The organism is Sporosarcina sp. Y1009 (assembly GCF_057669865.1).
The window spans coordinates 146,783-166,106 of sequence record NZ_JBYHFO010000004.1 but is presented as its reverse complement, the minus strand read 5'-3'; the positions used below and the strand labels follow the sequence as shown (position 1 = coordinate 166,106).

General features: G+C 37.5%; 23 protein-coding genes. 16 read left to right on the top strand and 7 right to left on the bottom strand.

The genetic code is table 11. The features are described 5' to 3' along the window. The first annotated feature begins 27 nt into the window (after positions 1–27). From AC25Y1_RS06890 to AC25Y1_RS06875, 4 genes are all read left to right on the top strand, one after another. Positions 28–1,170, top strand: coding sequence for an acyl-CoA dehydrogenase family protein (locus AC25Y1_RS06890; RefSeq protein WP_488147221.1), 1,143 nt, complete (start codon positions 28–30; stop codon positions 1,168–1,170). A gap of 137 nt (positions 1,171–1,307) precedes the next feature. Then, entirely contained in the window at positions 1,308–1,685 is a 378-nt protein-coding gene (locus tag AC25Y1_RS06885) for a c-type cytochrome (protein WP_488147220.1), read from the top strand. A gap of 91 nt (positions 1,686–1,776) precedes the next feature. Then, positions 1,777–2,475 carry a tRNA (adenine(22)-N(1))-methyltransferase gene (locus AC25Y1_RS06880; protein WP_488147219.1) on the top strand — a complete coding sequence of 233 codons (699 nt, stop codon included), beginning with the start codon at positions 1,777–1,779 and terminating at the stop codon, positions 2,473–2,475. Next, complete coding sequence (locus AC25Y1_RS06875) at positions 2,472–3,590, top strand: Nif3-like dinuclear metal center hexameric protein (protein WP_488147218.1); 1,119 nt, start codon at positions 2,472–2,474, stop codon at positions 3,588–3,590. Before AC25Y1_RS06880 ends, AC25Y1_RS06875 begins: the two co-directional genes overlap by 4 nt. A 43-nt stretch (positions 3,591–3,633) precedes the next feature. Here the strand turns inward: AC25Y1_RS06875 and AC25Y1_RS06870 are convergent, their stop codons facing one another. After that, positions 3,634–4,605: a 4-hydroxy-3-methylbut-2-enyl diphosphate reductase gene (locus AC25Y1_RS06870; RefSeq protein WP_488147217.1), complete on the bottom strand. Its 972-nt coding sequence runs from the start codon at positions 4,603–4,605 to the stop codon at positions 3,634–3,636. A 65-nt stretch (positions 4,606–4,670) separates the two neighbouring features. Continuing rightward, positions 4,671–5,141: a VrrA/YqfQ family protein gene (gene vrrA / locus AC25Y1_RS06865; protein ID WP_488147216.1), complete on the bottom strand. Its 471-nt coding sequence runs from the start codon at positions 5,139–5,141 to the stop codon at positions 4,671–4,673. Positions 5,142–5,253: 112 nt separating this feature from the next. Here vrrA and AC25Y1_RS06860 point away from each other — a divergent pair, with 112 nt between their 5' ends. After that, positions 5,254–6,549, top strand: a complete 1,296-nt coding sequence (locus tag AC25Y1_RS06860) for a DEAD/DEAH box helicase (RefSeq protein ID WP_488147215.1) — start codon at positions 5,254–5,256, stop codon at positions 6,547–6,549. Then, on the top strand, positions 6,546–7,451 hold the full coding sequence (locus tag AC25Y1_RS06855; RefSeq protein WP_488147214.1) for a deoxyribonuclease IV: 906 nt from the start codon (positions 6,546–6,548) through the stop codon (positions 7,449–7,451). The genes AC25Y1_RS06860 and AC25Y1_RS06855 overlap by 4 nt, the downstream gene beginning before the upstream one ends. Before the next feature lie 68 nt (positions 7,452–7,519). Here the strand turns inward: AC25Y1_RS06855 and AC25Y1_RS06850 are convergent, their stop codons facing one another. Next, positions 7,520–7,768 (bottom strand): hypothetical protein, encoded by a 249-nt coding sequence (locus AC25Y1_RS06850; RefSeq protein WP_488147213.1) that lies wholly within the window; start codon positions 7,766–7,768, stop codon positions 7,520–7,522. A gap of 97 nt (positions 7,769–7,865) precedes the next feature. Between AC25Y1_RS06850 and AC25Y1_RS06845 the strand changes: the two genes are divergently transcribed. From AC25Y1_RS06845 to AC25Y1_RS06835, 3 genes are read left to right on the top strand one after another with little or no spacing between them, the layout of a single operon-like run. Next, positions 7,866–8,639, top strand: coding sequence for a metal ABC transporter ATP-binding protein (locus AC25Y1_RS06845; protein WP_488147212.1), 774 nt, complete (start codon positions 7,866–7,868; stop codon positions 8,637–8,639). Then, positions 8,636–9,502 (top strand): metal ABC transporter permease, encoded by an 867-nt coding sequence (locus AC25Y1_RS06840; RefSeq protein WP_488147211.1) that lies wholly within the window; start codon positions 8,636–8,638, stop codon positions 9,500–9,502. The genes AC25Y1_RS06845 and AC25Y1_RS06840 overlap by 4 nt, the downstream gene beginning before the upstream one ends. Beyond that, on the top strand, positions 9,499–9,909 hold the full coding sequence (locus tag AC25Y1_RS06835; RefSeq protein WP_488147210.1) for a Fur family transcriptional regulator: 411 nt from the start codon (positions 9,499–9,501) through the stop codon (positions 9,907–9,909). Before AC25Y1_RS06840 ends, AC25Y1_RS06835 begins: the two co-directional genes overlap by 4 nt. Positions 9,910–9,983: 74 nt before the next feature. On the opposite strand, the gene AC25Y1_RS06830 is transcribed toward AC25Y1_RS06835, so the two are convergent. The 4 genes from AC25Y1_RS06830 to AC25Y1_RS06815 all read right to left on the bottom strand — a co-directional run bounded on the left by AC25Y1_RS06830 (position 9,984) and on the right by AC25Y1_RS06815 (position 12,671). Next, on the bottom strand, positions 9,984–10,571 hold the full coding sequence (locus tag AC25Y1_RS06830; protein ID WP_488147209.1) for a hypothetical protein: 588 nt from the start codon (positions 10,569–10,571) through the stop codon (positions 9,984–9,986). Next, entirely contained in the window at positions 10,568–11,692 is a 1,125-nt protein-coding gene (gene ispG, locus AC25Y1_RS06825; RefSeq protein WP_488147208.1) for a flavodoxin-dependent (E)-4-hydroxy-3-methylbut-2-enyl-diphosphate synthase, read from the bottom strand. Before ispG ends, AC25Y1_RS06830 begins: the two co-directional genes overlap by 4 nt. A 93-nt stretch (positions 11,693–11,785) precedes the next feature. Further along, on the bottom strand, positions 11,786–12,112 hold the full coding sequence (locus tag AC25Y1_RS06820; RefSeq protein WP_488147207.1) for a hypothetical protein: 327 nt from the start codon (positions 12,110–12,112) through the stop codon (positions 11,786–11,788). Positions 12,113–12,170: 58 nt separating this feature from the next. Further along, the gene (locus tag AC25Y1_RS06815; protein WP_488147206.1) at positions 12,171–12,671 is read right to left on the bottom strand and encodes a DUF1189 family protein; all 501 of its coding nucleotides are present in this window, start codon (positions 12,669–12,671) and stop codon (positions 12,171–12,173) included. A gap of 222 nt (positions 12,672–12,893) precedes the next feature. Here AC25Y1_RS06815 and AC25Y1_RS06810 point away from each other — a divergent pair, with 222 nt between their 5' ends. The 7 genes from AC25Y1_RS06810 to AC25Y1_RS06780 all read left to right on the top strand — a co-directional run bounded on the left by AC25Y1_RS06810 (position 12,894) and on the right by AC25Y1_RS06780 (position 19,218). Further along, entirely contained in the window at positions 12,894–14,525 is a 1,632-nt protein-coding gene (locus tag AC25Y1_RS06810; protein WP_488147205.1) for a Na/Pi cotransporter family protein, read from the top strand. A 31-nt stretch (positions 14,526–14,556) separates the two neighbouring features. Beyond that, the gene (locus AC25Y1_RS06805) at positions 14,557–15,039 is read left to right on the top strand and encodes a DUF456 domain-containing protein (protein WP_488147204.1); all 483 of its coding nucleotides are present in this window, start codon (positions 14,557–14,559) and stop codon (positions 15,037–15,039) included. 105 nt (positions 15,040–15,144) lie between these two features. After that, positions 15,145–15,747, top strand: coding sequence for a superoxide dismutase (locus AC25Y1_RS06800; RefSeq protein WP_488147203.1), 603 nt, complete (start codon positions 15,145–15,147; stop codon positions 15,745–15,747). 128 nt (positions 15,748–15,875) lie between these two features. Then, the gene (locus AC25Y1_RS06795) at positions 15,876–18,113 is read left to right on the top strand and encodes a peptidoglycan D,D-transpeptidase FtsI family protein (protein ID WP_488147202.1); all 2,238 of its coding nucleotides are present in this window, start codon (positions 15,876–15,878) and stop codon (positions 18,111–18,113) included. A 120-nt stretch (positions 18,114–18,233) separates the two neighbouring features. Further along, positions 18,234–18,383, top strand: a complete 150-nt coding sequence (rpmG, locus tag AC25Y1_RS06790) for a 50S ribosomal protein L33 (RefSeq protein ID WP_075528000.1) — start codon at positions 18,234–18,236, stop codon at positions 18,381–18,383. 59 nt (positions 18,384–18,442) lie between these two features. After that, the gene (locus AC25Y1_RS06785; protein WP_488147201.1) at positions 18,443–19,030 is read left to right on the top strand and encodes a 5-formyltetrahydrofolate cyclo-ligase; all 588 of its coding nucleotides are present in this window, start codon (positions 18,443–18,445) and stop codon (positions 19,028–19,030) included. Next, a complete protein-coding gene (locus tag AC25Y1_RS06780; protein WP_488147200.1) occupies positions 19,027–19,218 on the top strand; it encodes a YqgQ family protein in 192 nt (63 codons plus the stop codon). Before AC25Y1_RS06785 ends, AC25Y1_RS06780 begins: the two co-directional genes overlap by 4 nt. Positions 19,219–19,324 lie beyond the last annotated feature (106 nt).

Below are 19,324 nucleotides of genomic sequence, written 5' to 3'. Positions count from 1 at the left end.
AGCGTTTACGAAAAGGGGATGGATACAATGAACTTTGATTTAACAGAAGAACAACAAATGATTAAGAAGATGATTCGAGAATTTGCGGATCAAGAAGTAGCACCTGGGGCAATTGAACGTGATCGCACAAAAGCATTTCCAGTAGATGTTTTTAAAAAGCTTTCAGAAATGGGAATTATGGGGTTACCGTTTTCTGAAAAATACGGTGGTGGCGGCGCGGATACAACGAGTTTTGCAATCGTAACAGAAGAACTAAGTCGTGCATGTGCATCGACTGGGATTACATACTCCGCACATATTTCACTTGGCGGGGCTCCGATTAATCTGTTTGGAAACGAAGATCAAAAAGAGAAGTATTTAACGCCAATTTGTTCGGGGGAATCATTTGGCGCATTTGGATTAACTGAACCAAATGCAGGTTCGGATGCGGGGGGGACGCAAACGACAGCTGTTTTAGAGGGTGATGAATTTGTTATTAACGGATCTAAGGTATATATTACGAATGCTAGTCATGCTAAACATCTAGCGATAACTGCTATTACAGGCACGAACAATGGCGAGAAAGAAATTAGTGCAATTATCGTACCAACTGATGCTGAAGGATTTACGGTTATTGATAATTATGACAAAATGGGGTTGAATGCCTCTAATACAACAGAACTTGTCTTAGATAATGTTCGTGTACCAAAAGAAAACCTTCTAGGTGCGCGTGGTGAAGGTTTTAAGCAGTTCTTAGTTACATTGGATGGTGGACGTATCGGGATAGGCGCTATGGCTGTAGGGATAGCACAAGCAGCTTATGACAGAGCCTTACAATATTCGAAAGAACGCAAACAATTCGGTAAAACTTTATCACAGTTTCAAGTTACACAATTTAAATTGGCAGACATGGCTTTGAAAATCGAACTTGCTCGAAACATGGTGTATAAAGCAGCATGGTTAAAAGATCAGGGGCGTCCTTTTACAAAAGAAGCAGCTATGTGTAAATTATATGCTTCAGAAATTGCAATGGAAAACGCAAATCAAGCGATACAAATCCATGGCGGTTATGGTTATATGAAAGAATATGAAGTAGAAAGATTTATGCGAGATGCTAAACTCTTAGAAATTGGAGAAGGTACTTCCGAAGTTCAACGTATGGTGATTGCCCGACTAATCGGCTGTCAATAAGGCCGTTTTTGTCGAAATTGTCACAAACAAAGTAAGAATTGTAGTAAATCACTTTCAGTTTTCCAGGTGATACAGTACAATATTAAATGGATACTGTTATCTTTACAGAATTGATTCTGAAGAAGGAGGGTAATTTAATGAAAAATCCTATTGTTCCTTTTCTCTTGATTTTCTCACTTGGAATTGGTCTTATTTTCTTTATGTCTCTATATGGAATTGAGCAAAAAGAAGAAATCGCTAAAAATGCTGAAGAAACTGATGGGGATACTACTGAAGAAACTGATGTAGCAGATTTCGACCCTAAAGTCGCACTCGGCCAATGTATTAGCTGTCATGGTGGGGATTTAACTGGTGGAATGGGCGGAGCAGCTCCTGGTTTAGTTGGAACTGAACTTTCCAAAGGAGAGCTTGTCGATATTATTCAAAACGGAGTACCTGGTACAGTAATGCCAGGAGGCCTTGTGCCAGCTGACCAAGTTGATCAATTGGCAGATTATATTTTATCACTTGAATAATTTATGTAGTTAAAAAAGCCATCTGTCTGCAGAACTTATCTGTTGGCAGATGGCTTTTTCTTTTGAAAGTTAAGAAAAGGAGTTGATTATAATGTCAGTTATTAAATTATCCGAGAGATTATTGACAGTTGCTTCTTATGTAGACGAAGGCTCTGTAGTCGCTGATATCGGAAGTGACCATGCTTATCTACCAATTTATTTAATTCAAAAAGGAATTGTAGAGAAAGCTGTGGCAGGTGAGGTGATCCGTGGACCTTTTGAAACTGCAAAAAACTCTGTTGACAGTCGCGGCGTTGCTGACAGGATAACTGTTAGATTAGCTGATGGTCTTTATGCGATTGACGAAAATGATGGAATTGATACAGTAACAATTGCTGGAATGGGTGGCTCGCTTATTGCAACAATTTTAGAACAAGGAAAGAATCGCTTGAAAGGTGTCCGACGTCTAATTCTGCAGCCAAATTTACATGCAAAAGCTATTCGTAAATGGGCAGTTAAAAACAATTGGAAAATAGTCGCTGAAGAAATTTTGAAGGAAGATAAAAAGATTTATGAAATTCTGGTGTTAGAACAAGGACAAATTACGTATAATGAGCTCGAATTATTAGTTGGACCATTTCTTCTAACGCAGAAAAATGAGGTTTTTCATGAAAAATGGGAAGATGAAATCAAGCAAATACATCTTGTGCTAAAGTCACTTGAAAATGCAGTTGAAACCCAGGAACGGAATGCGAAAAAAGAAGACATAACGAAAAAACTCTCAATGCTAAAGAAGGTGTTAGAACGATGAAGAAGGCTGATGGTCATAAAATCATTCAGTTATTTGAAAAGTGGTCTCCAAAACATTATGCACTTGAGGGAGATCCTGTTGGGTTGCATATCGGTCAGTTAAATCGTAAAGTAGAAAAAGTTCTTGTGACACTCGACGTTAATGAAGAGGTTATTGATGAAGCTGTTAAAGTTGGGGCAAATTTAATTATTGCGCATCATCCACCAATTTTCCGTGCATTGAAAAACATCAATACTGATTCGCCCCAGGGAAAAGTGATTGAAAAGTGTATTAAAAATGATATTTCTGTTTACGCTGCCCATACTAACCTAGATGTTGCACCCGGTGGTGTCAATGATTTACTTGCAGCTCAATTAGGTTTACGAGAAACGAAAGTTTTGGCGCCAACCTATAAAGAGACACTTTATAAAATCAACGTATTTACTCCGAAGACACATGCGGCTGCCGTTCGTAAAGCAATGTCTGAGCAAGGTGCGGGTTCGATTGGGGATTATGAAGGTTGTAGCTTTACAACTAGCGGTGTGGGTCGCTTTACACCACTTGAACAAGCTAACCCATATCTTGGAGAAGTCGGGATTGAAGAAGAGGTAGATGAAGTGAAAATTGAAGTGATTGTCCCGCATGAATTGCGAGATAATGTACTTCAAGCGCTGCTTCGAGCTCATCCCTATGAAGAACCAGCATACGATATAATTAAATTGGATCAGGCACATAATGAATTGGGATTGGGGCGAGTAGGTCAATTAGAAAAGCCGTTGACCCTAATAGAGTTCGCAGAACAAGTAAAAAAAGCTTTCGATGTCCCAGCAGTCCGTTTCGTTGGTAATCCCAATAGACTTGTGAAAAAAGTTGCGGTGTTGGGTGGGGATGGTAATAAGTATATTTATGATGCTAAAAAAAGTGGTGCTGATGTTTTCGTAACTGGAGACCTTTATTATCATGTTGCACATGATGCAGAGGCAATAGGGTTGTCAATCGTTGATCCGGGGCATCATGTTGAAAAGGTAATGATTGACGGTGTTGCAAATTATATGAATGCGTTATGTTTGGAAGAAAAGTTAGCAGTTACATTCCTTAAATCGGAGATTGATACTGAACCGTTTACTTTTATATAAACAAAAAACCGGTCACTTTGCTAGAAAGTGACCGGTTTTATTTTTACACATAAGGTTCGATTCGTTCAACGGGTTTCGGATTTTTAATTTTAGGTAGAATTTTTTCTAATAAGAATTTCTTTTCCGGGTAGTGCGTTGACGAATCTTGTGGATCAAATTTGTCCAGAAATGCGATGACTTCACGAACGACAATCGTTGGTGTAGATGCACCAGCGGTAACTGCAACTGTTTTTATGTCTTTCAACCATTTTATATCAATTTCTGAAACGTCAGAAACGCGATAAGAAGGTGTGTTAGCAATTTCGATTGATACTTGTGTTAGGCGATTTGAGTTATTACTCAAAGGATCACCAACAACAATTAACAACTCGGCTTCACCTGCTTGCTCAGCAACCGCTTCTTGTCTTACTTGAGTTGCTAGACAAATCTCTTGTTCTGCTTCAATATGAGGATACTTATCTTTTAATGCTTCCATAAGATGTGCTACATCCCATTGGCTCATAGTTGTTTGATTGGTAACGAGTAGTTTTTCACTATCGACATTAAGATTCTCAATATCATCTAAAGTTTCAATAAGGTGGACTTTTCCTGGGGCGACACCAATCGCACCCTCGGGTTCAGGATGATGGCGTTTGCCGATGTAGATAATATCATATCCCTCTGCTACCTTATTTCCGATTAAGTCATGAGTTACTGTAACATCGGGACAAGTAGCATCTATAGAAACTAGCCCTCTTTTTCTAGCAAGTTCACGTACTTCAGGAGAAACGCCGTGAGCAGTAAAAATCACCGTTCCTTTATCAGCTTTCTCAAGTATTTCTAGACGATCTTTCCCATCTAATGTGATGATACCATCTTGTTCAAATGCATCTGTTACGTGTTTATTGTGTACAATCATTCCCAGTATATAAATGGGTCTTGGTAATGTTTTGTCGAGTGCTGCATTTCGTGCGATGATCATTGCATCGACAACCCCATAACAATAACCTCTAGGGGTAATCTTCAACACTTTCATCCAATTCACTCCTCTAATAGGATTCTAATATCTATTATAACGGAGTTAAGTCACTTGTACAAAGGTTATTGGTACGGCGGCTGGAAAATTCTTGGTGTAGAAGGACGCGGACCAGTTGGGATGGGAACGTTTCTTGCTACACTCGTTGTGCCACTCGGAGCGGCTGGAGTAGGACTTGTGCTGCCAGTGGCTGATGGCATAGATTGAAAACCTTTATACAACTTCCACATCGCTGGTAAATTTCGCATCATTGGCGCAAACTGTTGAACAACAGGTGCAAACTGCTGAACGACAGGCGCGAATTGTTGGGCTGTATTTAAAAAACGATTTGCTGTTTGCATATACCCGTCGATTTTTGATGATTCCTGTCCTGGCATAAAACCTTGTGGGGGAGGACCTTGTCTTGGGTTTGTAAATGGATTATTGGCGCGCCCGAACTGATTTGGCTGTCCGGAAAATGGTGGTCCTCCAAATCCCTGTTGTCTTGGGGGGGCTGATTGGTCTCGGGAAAAGGGATAAAAGGATTCGTATCTCAATTTAAATCTCCTTTCGCTAATAAAAATAGACTTTCATAGTATATCGTATGCGAAAAAGACATACGGCGGCACGGATTCGTGGTACAATAAAGATAAGTTAGGAGGCATATTTATGTCGAAATTCACAGATTATAAATTCCAGCCATTTCTTCGAGAAGCAATTCAAGAATTAGGCTTTGAAAGTCCAACACCTATTCAGAAGGAAATTATTCCATTAATTCTTCGAGGTACTTCTGCAATTGGACAAGCGCATACAGGAACGGGGAAATCCCATAGCTTCCTTATTCCAATTGTCGAAAGAACTGTCAGTGCAACTGATAATGTGCAAGCAGTCGTCGTCGCACCGACAAGAGAATTAGCCACTCAGTTATTTGATGAACTTTCAAAAATAACGAAATCAACAGCTATTCGATCATCGCTTTTAATCGGGGGGACAGATAAAGATCGTTCTGCAAGTCGATTAAAATCAAATCCGCATATCGTGATTGGAACGCCTGGTAGAATTAGTTATATGGTCGAAAACGGCGCTCTTTTAATTCATACAGCTAAAATGCTTGTCATTGATGAAGCAGATTTGGCATTTGATATGGGCTTTATCGAAGATATTGACAAATTTGCATCAAAAATGCCATCAGATTTAGAAATGTATGTTTTTTCTGCGACAATTCCGGAGAATTTAAAACCATTTTTAAACAAGTATATGGAATCGCCTGCACATATAAAGATTGGGAAGCGAAAATCATTCACAGAAGGCATGCGCTATTCCCTTGTTCCAGTCCGAGGTATGCAACGTGAGAAAAAATTATTACAAGTACTTGAAGGAATTACGCCATATTTAGCAATTATTTTTACAAATACACGTAAAAATGCTGATGCATTGGCAGATTTTATGGCAGAATCAGGTATTAAAGTGGGGAAAATTCACGGAGATCTTTCTCCTCGTGAACGAACAAGAATGATGAAAAGAATTCGTGAATTGGATTTCGAATACATCGTCGCGACCGATTTAGCGGCTCGTGGTATAGATATTCCTGGCGTCAGCCATGTTATTAACTACGAATTACCAGATGAATTAGAGTTCTTTATCCACAGAGTCGGTCGTACTGCACGCGCAGGACTTGAAGGGACTGCTATTACTTTGTACGATCCTTCCGAAGAAGATAAAGTTATTCGAATTGAAGCGATGGGAATTCCATTTGTTCATGAAGAAGTGAAAAATGGTGAATGGACCGAAGTTAAAGAAAGACATGCAAGAAAGAATAGAACAAAACAATTGGATGATATTGATAAAAAAGCCATTGCTTTTGTTCGCAAACCTAAAAAAGTAAAACCAGGCTATAAGAAAAAAATGGCTAGACAAATTGAAGATATTAAAAAACGTGAAAGGAGAATTAAGCGTAAAAAATGACAGCTGAAAAACCATTATTGCTTGGATCTCACGTTTCGATGAGTGGGAAGAAAATGCTATTAGGTTCGAGTGAAGATGCACTTAACTACGGTGCTACAACATTTATGATATATACAGGTGCCCCGCAAAATACGCGTAGAAAACCTGTTGAAGAGTTGAATATTGAAGAGGGTTTAAAGCACATGCAAGAAAACGGCATATCTAATATTGTTGTGCATGCTCCCTACATTATTAATATTGCAAATACAACAAAGCCCGCAACTTTTCAATTAGGCGTTGATTTTTTACAAAAAGAAATTGAACGAACTGCGGCACTTGGTGTTAACCAAATCGTACTTCATCCAGGTGCTCATGTCGGAGCGGGGGTTGAAGCTGGTACTGCTAAAATAATTGAAGGCCTAAACGAAGTGTTATCACAGGACTTACCAGTTCGCATTGCGCTCGAAACAATGGCGGGTAAAGGAACTGAAATTGGTCGTAACTTTGATGAGATTGCAAGAATCATTGACGGTGTAACACATAATGAGCGCTTATCTGTATGCTTTGATACATGTCACGTTCATGATTCAGGTTATGATATTGTTAATGATTTTGACGGAGTACTCGAAACTTTCGACAAAATAGTTGGTAAAGATCGAATTTCTGTTATTCATGTTAATGATAGCAAAAACGAACGTGGGGCTATGAAAGATCGGCATGAAAACCTAGGATTTGGTTACATTGGATTTGATGCACTCAGTTATATTGTTCATCATCCAGAATTCCATGATAGACCAAAAATCTTAGAAACTCCTTTTGTTGGATCTGACCCTAAAAATAAGGTTGCACCTTATAAGTTTGAAATTGAGATGTTGAAGAACAAAACATTTCAACCAGATCAAATCGAATTATTAAAAGTATAAAATAAGATGCCCGTCAACAGAAAGTTGTTGACGGGTTTTCATTGCATTATGATGAACTTTACGATAACTTACTGTCTTGCATCAAAATACATGCTCAATAATTGTTCTGCTTTATGATCGCCTATTGCAATTCTAACTTTTTTTATAAATAATTCAGGAATCCCTGTAAATACCCAATGAAATGACACCTCGTCTAATAAAGGGCGCAATGCTCGAACTTCGGAAGTTGATAATTCTATTCCATAAGTGCTTGCGAAGCTTTTTAACTCATAATCATCACTCTGTTTCAAGTCGTTTAATAATTGCACATAATCCATCTGTTCATCCTTCTTTCTTTAAAGGTTGTATCCTGATCGACCTTGTATTATAATTATTAATCGTAATCATTCCTATTAGAGAGAAAGGAACCACCCTATGAAAAACAACACACTTATTGATTTGGACGATGTATATTTTAGTTATGAACAGGTAACAGTTCTTGAAAATATAGACCTTTCCGTAAAAGAAGGTGAGTTCTGGGCTTTGATTGGTCCAAACGGATCGGGAAAATCAACACTTATTAATATTATACTTGGCTTATTAAAACCTAATCGAGGTTCGGTAAAGTTATTTGGACTTGATGCAAATCGATTTCAACATCGTGAGCTGATAGGTTACGTATCCCAAAAGTCGAATTCTTTTAATTCAGGATTTCCGGCGACAGTTTTAGAGGTTGTAAGAAGTGGACTAACTAGAAAAACTGGGTTATTTAAAAGTTTCTCAAAAAAAGATGAAGAAAATGCAATAAAGTCATTGTCTGTTGTTGGTATGGAAGAGTATGCAAAACAAAATATTGGAGAATTATCCGGCGGACAGCAGCAACGTGTTTTTATCGCACGGGCACTAGTTGGAAATCCAAAACTTTTAGTGATGGACGAACCTACTGTGGGCATTGACCAGCAAAATGTGAAATCGTTTTATTCTATGCTGAATAAATTGAATCGTGAACATGGCATTGCTATTTTATTGGTCACACATGAAATCGATTTGGTCACTGACTTAGCAACACATGTCGCTTGTTTAAATCGATCTATTCATTTTCATGGAATTCAATCGGATTTCAAAAAAATGGATGATGAAGATATTTCAAAATGGTATGGTCATCCAGTTAGGCGTGTCCATCAACATATAGAGGAGACGGAAGCATGATTGATGCCTTACTAACTTATGAATTTTTACAAAATGCCTTTTTATCTGGAATTATCATCGGGGTAATTGCGCCACTACTAGGATTATTTATTGTTGTTCGACGCTTGGCATTAATTGCGGATGCACTTAGTCATGTGGCGCTGGCGGGAATTGCTGGTAGTCTTTATTTAAGTCAACAAGTCCTATTTTTTGCAGCATTTAATCCTGTTTATCTTGGAATTGCTTCAGCGGTAGGTGGCTCACTTTTAATTGAAAAGTTAAGAGGAATGTATAAACATTATGAAGAATTGGCTATTCCCGTAATTTTGTCGGCAGGCATCGGTTTTGGGGCTATATTTATATCATTATCTAAAGGTTTTGGTTCTGACTTAATCGGCTATCTTTTTGGGTCAGTTTCTGCTGTAAGTCGACAAGATTTGCTAATCGTCATTATCATTGCAGTAATTGTAATCTCTTATATTCGAATTTGTTATAAAGAATTATTTGTACTCTCTTTTGACCCGGAGTATTCGAAGGTTTCTGGTATTAATGCGCGTTTTATAGAAATGTTTTTTATGATTATTACTGCACTTGTCATTGGTGCATCGATGAGAGTCGTTGGTATATTACTTGTTTCATCATTAATGACGGTTCCAGTTGCAGCAGCTATGCAAATCGCTAAGAGTTTTAAAGCAGCCATGATTTACTCCATTGTCTTTGGAGAGATTGCTGTGATGATTGGTTTGTTTTCTGCATTCCATTTAGATTTAGCACCTGGTGGAACTATTGTTGTTACCTCTGTTTTCATACTATTACTAGTTTTATCATGGAAAAAAATACGTGGTGATCGAAATATCGCTATCGTTGAGGGGGATGTTACATGAACCTTGATGAAGCTTGGCGCATTCTCGGCGAAAACCAATTGAAACGAACAAAAAACAGAGAACTATTATTGGATTTGTTTTCGGAAAATGATCGTTACTTGACTGCTGGCATGATAAAAGATTTTATGGGAGCCCGAAATCCAGGAATCAGTTTTGATACGATTTATCGAAACTTATCCACTTTTACTGGACTAGGTATTTTGGAGGAAACAGATTTATCAGGGGAAAGACATTTTCGAATGCATTGTGATGCAGGCGTTCATCATCACCACTTTATTTGTACAACATGTGGAAAAACTAGAAATATACCTCATTGTCCAATGGATTTAATTGCTGTAAACTTACCTAGCTATGAAATTGAAGGGCATAAGTTTGAGATTTATGGAAAATGTCCGGCGTGTGCATAGTCTAGAGGTTTTCATTGAAATTATACGAACAAAAAAAGTATGTGAGAGGATTATTATTCCCTCACATACTTATTCTATTTTGTAACGGTTGTTTCAACTGGAAATAGTTCTTTAATCCATTTGTTTGCTTCATGCCAATCATAGACACGAATAACACTTTTTGGAATGGGTTTTCGGTTGTACGGTGTATCAAATAGGATGACAGGGATATTAAGTTCTTCACTAATATCCACAGCATTATCGTGCTTATCTTCAAAGAAAGCATGAACATTATGCTTTTTTGCAGCTTCGATTTTATAATGACTTCCAATTAAGTCGATATGATCGTAAGGAATTTCTTGTCGCTTAAACCAATCGAATGTAGTGTCCAATACATGTTCACCACGAGCGGAAATATAAAATAATTCGTATTGTGGTAACCAACTTTCCAATATTTCCTTAGCATAAGCTTGCGGTGGGGATGAATCATAAATCGCTGCTTCTGCAGTTTTGTACCATGTGTAAAATTGTTCTGGATCTACTGGGAAAGCTTTCGTTAAATCATATTCTTTAATATCATCAAGAACGAGCTCAACATTATATTGCTTGTTGATATGTGGTAACAGTGCAGTAGGAGTTGTTACAGTTCCATCTATGTCGATTCCAAATCGATAAGTTCTCATTTTGCGCCTTCTGTTTCTAAGAGTAACTCTTCTTGTCGTTTCTTTTCAAAATACTCCTCAGCGAGTTTATCGATTTCAATTTTTAATTCATCGACCATAGTTGCTTCTGGAACTTTACGAACGGTTTTACCTTTCATAAACAAGAGTCCTTCTCCTCGTGCCCCTGCGATACCGATATCGGCTTCTCTGGCTTCACCGGGTCCGTTAACTGCACAACCTAAAACTGCAACCTTCAGTGGCGCCTTGATGTTTGAGATATAATCCTCGACTTCGTTCGCAATAGTGATGAGGTCAATTTCAATACGTCCACATGTAGGACAAGAAATTAGTGTTGCCGCATCTGACGAAAGGCCGAATACTTTTAATAATTCACGACCAACTTTTACTTCTTCGATAGGGTCCGCACTTAGTGATACGCGAAGTGTATTCCCAATTCCCGCAGAAAGTAATGCTCCGAGGCCTGCAGAACTTTTCACTGTACCCGCAAATTGCGTCCCAGACTCTGTAATGCCCAAGTGAAGTGGATAATCGAATGCAGCAGAAGCTTTCAGATACGCTTCAACGGCAAGGTCCACATCGGAAGCCTTAAGCGATACGATAATATCATGAAAATCAAGATCTTCTAAAATTTTTATATGGTGAAGGGCACTTTCAACCATGCCATCTGCAGTTGGGTAGCCATACTTTTCAAGAATTTTTCTTTCAAGTGATCCTGCATTGACACCAATACGAATCGGAATCCCTTTTGCTTTCGCAGCATTAACTACCGCTTCAACTTTCGCTTGTCGTCCGATATTTCCGGGATTAATACGGATTTTATCGGCTCCTTGTTCAATTGCAATCAGCGCTAATTTGTAATCGAAATGGATATCAACGACAAGCGGTATGTTTATACGCGCTTTTATCGCGCCGATAGATAGAGCTGCACGTTCGTCAGGACATGCGACTCTAATAATTTGTACGCCTGCTTCTTCAAGACGCAAAATTTCTTTTACAGTAGCATCTACATCGTGAGTTTTTGTCGTAGTCATACTTTGAATAAATAATTCATCACTTCCGCCAATCGTTAAATTACCGACTTGGACTGGACGAGTTTTGGATCGGTGAATAATTCCACTCATTACTTGCTCACTCCTTTAATGGTTAAAGCCAAGTTTACTAGTTATATTTTATCAATCTATGTGTAGAAAAGACAAGTGAATGCCTTATGTTGCTTATTCTACGCAATTATTTGATAGGATGCTAGACATAGGGAGTTTTATTTTCTCTCCTGCTATGATTTCTTGTTTTTGTAAATGTGGGTTTAGAGAATAAAATATAGTCAGTCTTTCCAATAGGGTTGTTTCATGGTCTGGGTATAGTGCAAATAGAGATTGGATAGTATCACTGTGTATGGACGATACAGTTATATAATTAGTTTCCTCTTCACAGGTTTCAATTGCATCAATGTTTGGTCGACTAGGGATTGTCCCTTCGACAAAATCGACACGGATAAAATGGATGAGTGTGAAAATGATTGCAGCGATTAGTAGTATTCTCATGAAAATTCCCCCTTTCGCCACTGTATGCGGGAAAGAGAGAAATATTCCTCGGTTTCTGTTAACGTTTTTGAGGGTAGTATTTAATAGCTAGTAATATATAAATTAGATGGACAATAGAAGTGATTAAAAAGCCATTCGATGCAAACTTCGGAAAGAAGTCAAATCCAATTGTTAGGAGCATAGGTACAGTCATGGCAAAAGCGGAAGTTCTCCATATTTGAAGATAATTTGATCGTTTTCTTCTTAGATTTAGAAATAATGATCCTATGTATGCAAATACGGTAATTCTAATAAAAACATAAAATGTGCTAATAACTAGTTGCAATAGTAATGCCATTGGATAGATGAGTAAGCCGATTTTCTTTCCATGATCGACTAAATCGGGATTACTTTCAAACAAGAGTTCATCACTCATATAAAAACGACCAAATGATATAATTGTAAACAAAAATATAAACATGAATATATATTTAAATACTTTTCCGATAGGCAGTAGTCGAAAGGCAGCAAGTTTCTTAGGCTCATAAAAGCTTGCTACAAATAACTGATGTAATTTCATATTTACGCCTCCTTATTATTAATTGTATTCTATCGCTACTTAAAAAGAAATGAACGAAGTACATTTCGAATTGTTGTTCCGCAATTCTTTATTTTCCGATTGTAAAGGTATTGTAAATTTGTTAATTTCTATTTACAATAGAGGATGTTAACAAGCATAATAGGAAGTTGGCAAATATAATTGGTCAAATTTTGAAACTGGATGAATGGGGATGACATTTGAATGGAAATGAATTGGCAGGAGATGCTATTCCAGTTTATAGGTGGACTCGGAATCTTCTTATTTGCGATAAACTTTATGGGAGATGCACTTCAAAAAGCAGCAGGAAATAAACTCCGTGATATCTTAGATCGATTTACAACGAATCCTTTTATGGGTGTTCTAGTCGGAATCATAGTTACAGTCTTAATACAATCGAGTTCAGGAACAACAGTTATTACTGTAGGACTAGTTAGTGCGGGTTTTATGACCCTTCGCCAAGCAATCGGCGTAATCATGGGTGCAAATATCGGTACTACGATTACGGCATTCATTATTGGTCTTGATGTGGGAGAGTACGCACTACCTATAATGGCAGTTGGTGCATTCTTAATATTTTTCATTAAAAAGAATCAAGTTAGAAATATTGGTGAAGTTATTTTTGGATTTGGAGGTCTCTTTTTAGGACTGGAATTAATGAGTGACGGAATGAAGCCACTTCGAGAACTTCAATCATTTACTGATTTAACGATTTCTATGAGTGATCAACCATTACTTGGTTTAACAGTCGGAACGGTATTAACATTAATTGTACAAAGTTCGAGTGCGACTGTTGGTATTTTACAAGGCTTGTACGCAGATAACCTAATCGATTTAAAAGCGTCCTTGCCAATTTTGTTTGGTGATAATATTGGAACAACAATTACAGCAGTTCTTGCATCTATTGGAGCTTCTGTTGCAGCTAGACGTGCGGCAGCGACACATGTTCTATTTAACGTGGTTGGGTCCATTATATTTATCATATTCTTAAAGCAATTCACTTCTTATGTGGAATGGATTGCAACTGTATTATCACTTGAAAATAAAATGCAAATTGCTTTTGCACATGGTAGCTTTAACGTTGTGAATACAATCATTCAATTTCCACTTATTGGTGCCTGGGCATGGTTAGTTACTAAATTGATACCTGGTGAAGATACAGTAATCGAATATCGACCTAAGCACTTGGATTACCATTTCATCCAACAATCGCCATCTGTTGCGATTGGACAAGCCCAAGAAGAAGTTATTCGTATGGGAGATTTCAGTGTTCAAGGGTTATCTGTTACTTACGACTATTTACTAACAGGTGATAAGAAACACGCTGAAACGGCCTATCAAATAGAAGATGCTATCAATAATTTAGACCGCGAAATCACGAAATATTTAATTGAGCTTTCAACAGTAAATATTTCACCTGACGAGTCGGGTCATCATGTAACATTAATGGAGACAGTACGCGATATAGAACGTATTGGTGATCATTTCGAAAACATCATCGAATTAATAGATTATCGAGATGTTAATAAAGTAACCTTATCAGAAGATGCAATGAATGAACTTGCCGAAATGTTTACACTTACCATTGAAACAGTAGGAAACGCTGTTAAATCATTAGACACAGGTGATATGGATTTAGCTAGAACAGTGACCATGAAAGAAGATCTAATTGATAAAATGGAACGTAAGTTTAGAAAAAATCATATCTTACGCTTGAACAGCGGAAAATGTACTGCACAAGCAGGTATGGTATTTGTAGATATCGTTTCAAATCTTGAACGAGTTGGTGACCATGCAGTAAATATTGCGGAAGCTATTCTCGGAAAACGCGCATAATACAGTAATCTAAAAAGGAAGAGAAGTTGTCATGGAGATAATTGGTTGGATTATAGCGATTGCTTGTTTTATCGTAGCTTTTCTAGGGCTTGTTTATCCGATTATCCCATCGGCAGTTTTTATACTAGGCGGTTATTTATTGTATGGATTGTTCGCTTCTTTTGAAGATATGAGCTGGCTGTTTTGGACAATTCAGTTGTTGTTTATTATCTTGTTATTTGTTGCAGATACATTATCTAATCTCGTTGGTGTGAAAAAGTTTGGCGGGTCTAAGGCGGGAATGTGGGGAAGTACGATTGGCCTTCTGATTGGGCCATTTGTTATTCCGGTAGGTGGTATTTTACTAGGTCCATTTTTGGGTGCTGTCATTTCAGAACTTATCTTTTCTAAATCTGGATTTAAACAAGCCTTCAAAACAGGGATTGGTTCCTTAATTGGATTTCTAACATCTGTTGTAACAAAAGGATTCTTGATGATAATTATGGTCGTATACTTTATTATTGCTGTGTTTTAGGTATTTATTAGCAGATAGTCCATTTTATTTGATGGTTTAAGTTTTATTTGCTATTGTTAATGCTGTAGCACTCATATAGAAATTACCTGAGGAGGAATGGAAAAAATGGCTTATAAACTACCAGAACTACCTTACGCATACGATGCACTAGAACCACATATTGACAAAGAAACGATGAATATTCATCATACGAAACATCACAATACTTATGTAACGAACTTAAACAATGCATTAGAAGGCAATGAAGAATTACTTAACAAATCAATTGAAGACCTAATCGCAGACTTGGATTCGGTTCCAGAAGATAAACGTACAGCAGTACGCAATAATGGTGGAGGACATGCGAATCACTCACTATTTTGGGAACTTCTATCTCCAGAAGGTGGCGGCGAACCATCCGGTGAACTAAAATCGGCTATTGATGCTAAGTTTGGTAGCTTTGATGCGTTTAAAGAACAATTTTCAACTGCAGGAGCGACTCGCTTTGGATCAGGTTGGGCTTGGTTAGTACTAGCAGACGGCGAACTTGAGATTATGTCTACTCCAAACCAAGATTCACCAATCATGGAAGGTAAAACACCACTTCTAGGATTAGATGTTTGGGAGCACGCGTACTATCTTAACTATCAAAACCGTCGTCCAGATTATATGGCAGCGTTTTGGAATGTTGTTAATTGGAACGAAGTTGAAAAACGTTTCGGTAAATAAAACACTCGTTTAATTAATTTGTTTTAATAAATAAGGAACAAAGCATATACCTTGTTCGTCTAGGTATGTGCTTTTTCTTTTTGAAATGTTATAATTCGGGTAGCAAAGAATTAGGAAGGAGGATTTTTTTGACAAAGAATGAAAAAAGAGCTGAACAACCTAAAGTCAGACAACGTAAACATATTGCTTTTCGCATGAACCTCCTATTCTTCCTGATATTTATTCTCTTTTCTGGCCTTATTCTTCGACTTGGTTATCTGCAAATTGTGAAAAGTGAAGAGTATGTTCGAGCTTTAGAAAAAATTGAAGAAATATCTGTTAATACAAGTGTCCCGCGCGGAAGAATATTTGACCGTGATGGTAGAATACTAGTGGATAATGAACCGAGAAACGCAATTACTTATACAAAAACTACTTCAACCACGACGAAAGAAATGTTAGATATTGCGGAAGAATTGGCAGGATTAATTGAGCAAAAAACCAATCGAGTAACACTAGGTGATAAACGCGATTTTTGGATATTGAATAATAGTGAAGCAGCAGCAGAAAAAGTCACTAAAAAAGAAATGGATAGTCTAAAAGGGGAAGCATCTGAAATACAAAGAGAAATTAATCGATTGACACGTGAACGTATTACAGAAGAGGAAATTGAGTCACTCACAAAAGATGATTTAGAATTGCTAGCCATTTATCGCGAAATGATGTCAGGTTATGCATTTTCTCCTCAAATTATTAAAAGTGAGGATGTTACGGATCAGGAGTTTGCAACTGTATCTGAGCATCTTAGTGAACTACCGGGTGTTAATACAACAACTGACTGGGTACGCGTTAGAAAGTCTTACAACACCATCCTGGGAACGACGACGACACCTGATCAAGGAATTCCAAGCGACCAACTTGAATATTATCTAGCGCGTGACTATTCCAGAAATGATCGGGTTGGCAGAAGCTTCATCGAACAACAATACGAAGAACTCCTTCAAGGACAAAAAACAATCGTGAAAAATGTAAAAGACCGTACGGGAAAAGTAGTTGAAACGAACACGATTCGTGAAGGTGTACCTGGAAAAGATTTAATATTAACCATTGATAGCGAGTTAAATGATGCGCTAGAAGATATTGTTTCAGAGAAGTTATTAGAATTGAAAAATGGTCCGAATGCTCAAGCCTTAGAAAACGCATTTCTAGTGATGATGAATCCGAAAAACGGAGAAATTCTATCTCTCGTTGGTAAGCGTGTGGATCGGAATAGAGAAACCGGAAAAAATGAAATTTCCGATTACTCATTCGGTACATTTGCGGGTGCTTATACCGTTGGATCAACTGTGAAAATGGCTACGCTCTTAACTGGTTATCAAGAAGGCGGGGCAAGAGTTGGCGAGACGAAAATGGATGAAGGGTTACAATTTTTAGGAGATACAATAGCGAAATCTAGATATTCAGTTTTCAACCGAACATTTAGCCGTGTCCCAATAAATGATGTAGAAGCGATTGGTCGATCTTCCAACGTATATATGTGGAAAACCGCGATAGGAATTGGGGATGGAACATATCAAAGAGGTAAACCCTTATCAATCAATTGGTCAGCTTTTGATATCATGAAAAATTCATTTGAGTCATTCGGTTTAGGGAGTCTTACCGGTGTAGATCTACCAGGAGAGGTTAGTGGATATACATCCCGGCCTGATAAAAAAGGAAATATATTAGATTATGCAATTGGTCAGTTTGAAACATATACGACACTTCAACTAGCACAATATGTTTCGACAATTGCGAATGATGGCTATCGAGTAGCTCCTAAAGTATTGAAAGAAGTTCGTGAACCCTCTCCAGATGGTGAGGTGTTTGGTCAAATTGCAGAAGAAACACCCATTAACGTATTAAATCGCATTAAAAATACAGATGAAGAAATCAACAGAGTCAAACAAGGAATGTATTATACCTATTACGGACCACGTGGAACGGCTAGAACCCTTTTTCAAGATACGGACTTTAAAGCAGCTGGGAAAACGGGTACGGCTCAATCCGAAATCAGTGTTCTAGATCCTAATGATCCCGAAAGGAAAAAATATAATTATTACGGCAATACAATAACTCTGTCGCATGTTGGCTATGCACCGTTTGATAATCCAGAGATTGCCTATGCAGTCGTCATTCCAAACATGTCGACAGATCCTAATAAATATGATGCTGTTCAAAACGAAATTGTTGAGGCTGCTGTCATGAAGTATTTCGAGCTGAAAGAAAAGAAAAAGAACAATGTAGACTTATTAGATGAAGTATTTACGATTAAACAGCCTTTTAATAAGGATGATATATTGTTAGAGGATGACAATGACGAAAATGAGAATGAATCAGGAGATTAAATTTTCATCAAATTAATTATATGTTCTACTGGACATCGATACGGTTCGTGTTATAATTAATAAGTCGTATAAATCATGCTCATATTTAAATTTATAGTCTGATGAGTGGGAGGGACAACCATGCGCGTAAACATTACACTTGCTTGCACAGAATGCGGTGAGCGCAATTATATTTCAAAGAAAAACAGACGTAACAATCCTGAACGTCTTGAAATGAAAAAATACTGCTCACGTGAAAGAAAACAAACTTTACACCGTGAAACGAAATAATTGCTCAGGCCAAAACCATCATTGGTTTTGGTTTTTTCATTTAAATAGGGGGTATACCTATGGAAAAGGAAAAGACTATTTTACGAGTTGAAATGCTCAAACAATTAAAGTCAGTACCGACAATAGAATATAATGAAATGTCACTTGCTATTAAAGAAAACTTCATACACTCCTCTGAATTTATCAACGCTTCAATCATAGGCATAACAATTTCACGCTTTCCGGAAGTCGACACAAAACCGATAATTGAAGCAGCTTGGGTGTTAGGGAAAAATATCGCAGTCCCGAAATGTAATCGTATCACAAGGGAAATGGATTTTAGAATCATTACTTCCTATGCGCAATTAGAAGAGGTTTATATGGACTTACAAGAACCAATAACAAGAATTACGAAATCAGTGAAAAAAGCAGATATCGACTTACAGGTTGTTCCAGGTGTCGTTTTTTCGGATAACGGTTATCGAATCGGCTTTGGTGGCGGCTATTACGACCGCTATTTGCATGATTTTAGTGGTGATATCATTTCATTAGCTTTTGAAAAGCAAACCGTAGACACAGTTCCTTTTGAGGAACATGATATCCCAGTTCAAAAGGTTATCACTGAAAATGGCATAATTACTTCTAAGAAAGGTGAGAATAGCCAATGAAAAATCTGCTCAGTATCATACAATTACTGAAAAGGTTTGGGATATATGTATATACAGGTAATCGGAAAGATGATATTGATTTAATGAAGTCAGAAGTTAAAGATTTATATGATAGTGGTTTACTCCAACAAGATGATTATTTAAAAGCCATTTTAATATTGAGAAGTGAATGGGAAAAGGAAGTGTAGAACTAAAGAACTACTTCCGACAAACTTTAGTCCTCATCTTGTCTATACATGAAACTTTTTACGATTCTATACGTCTATTATGTAGTGCAGTCACACAAAAATGTGT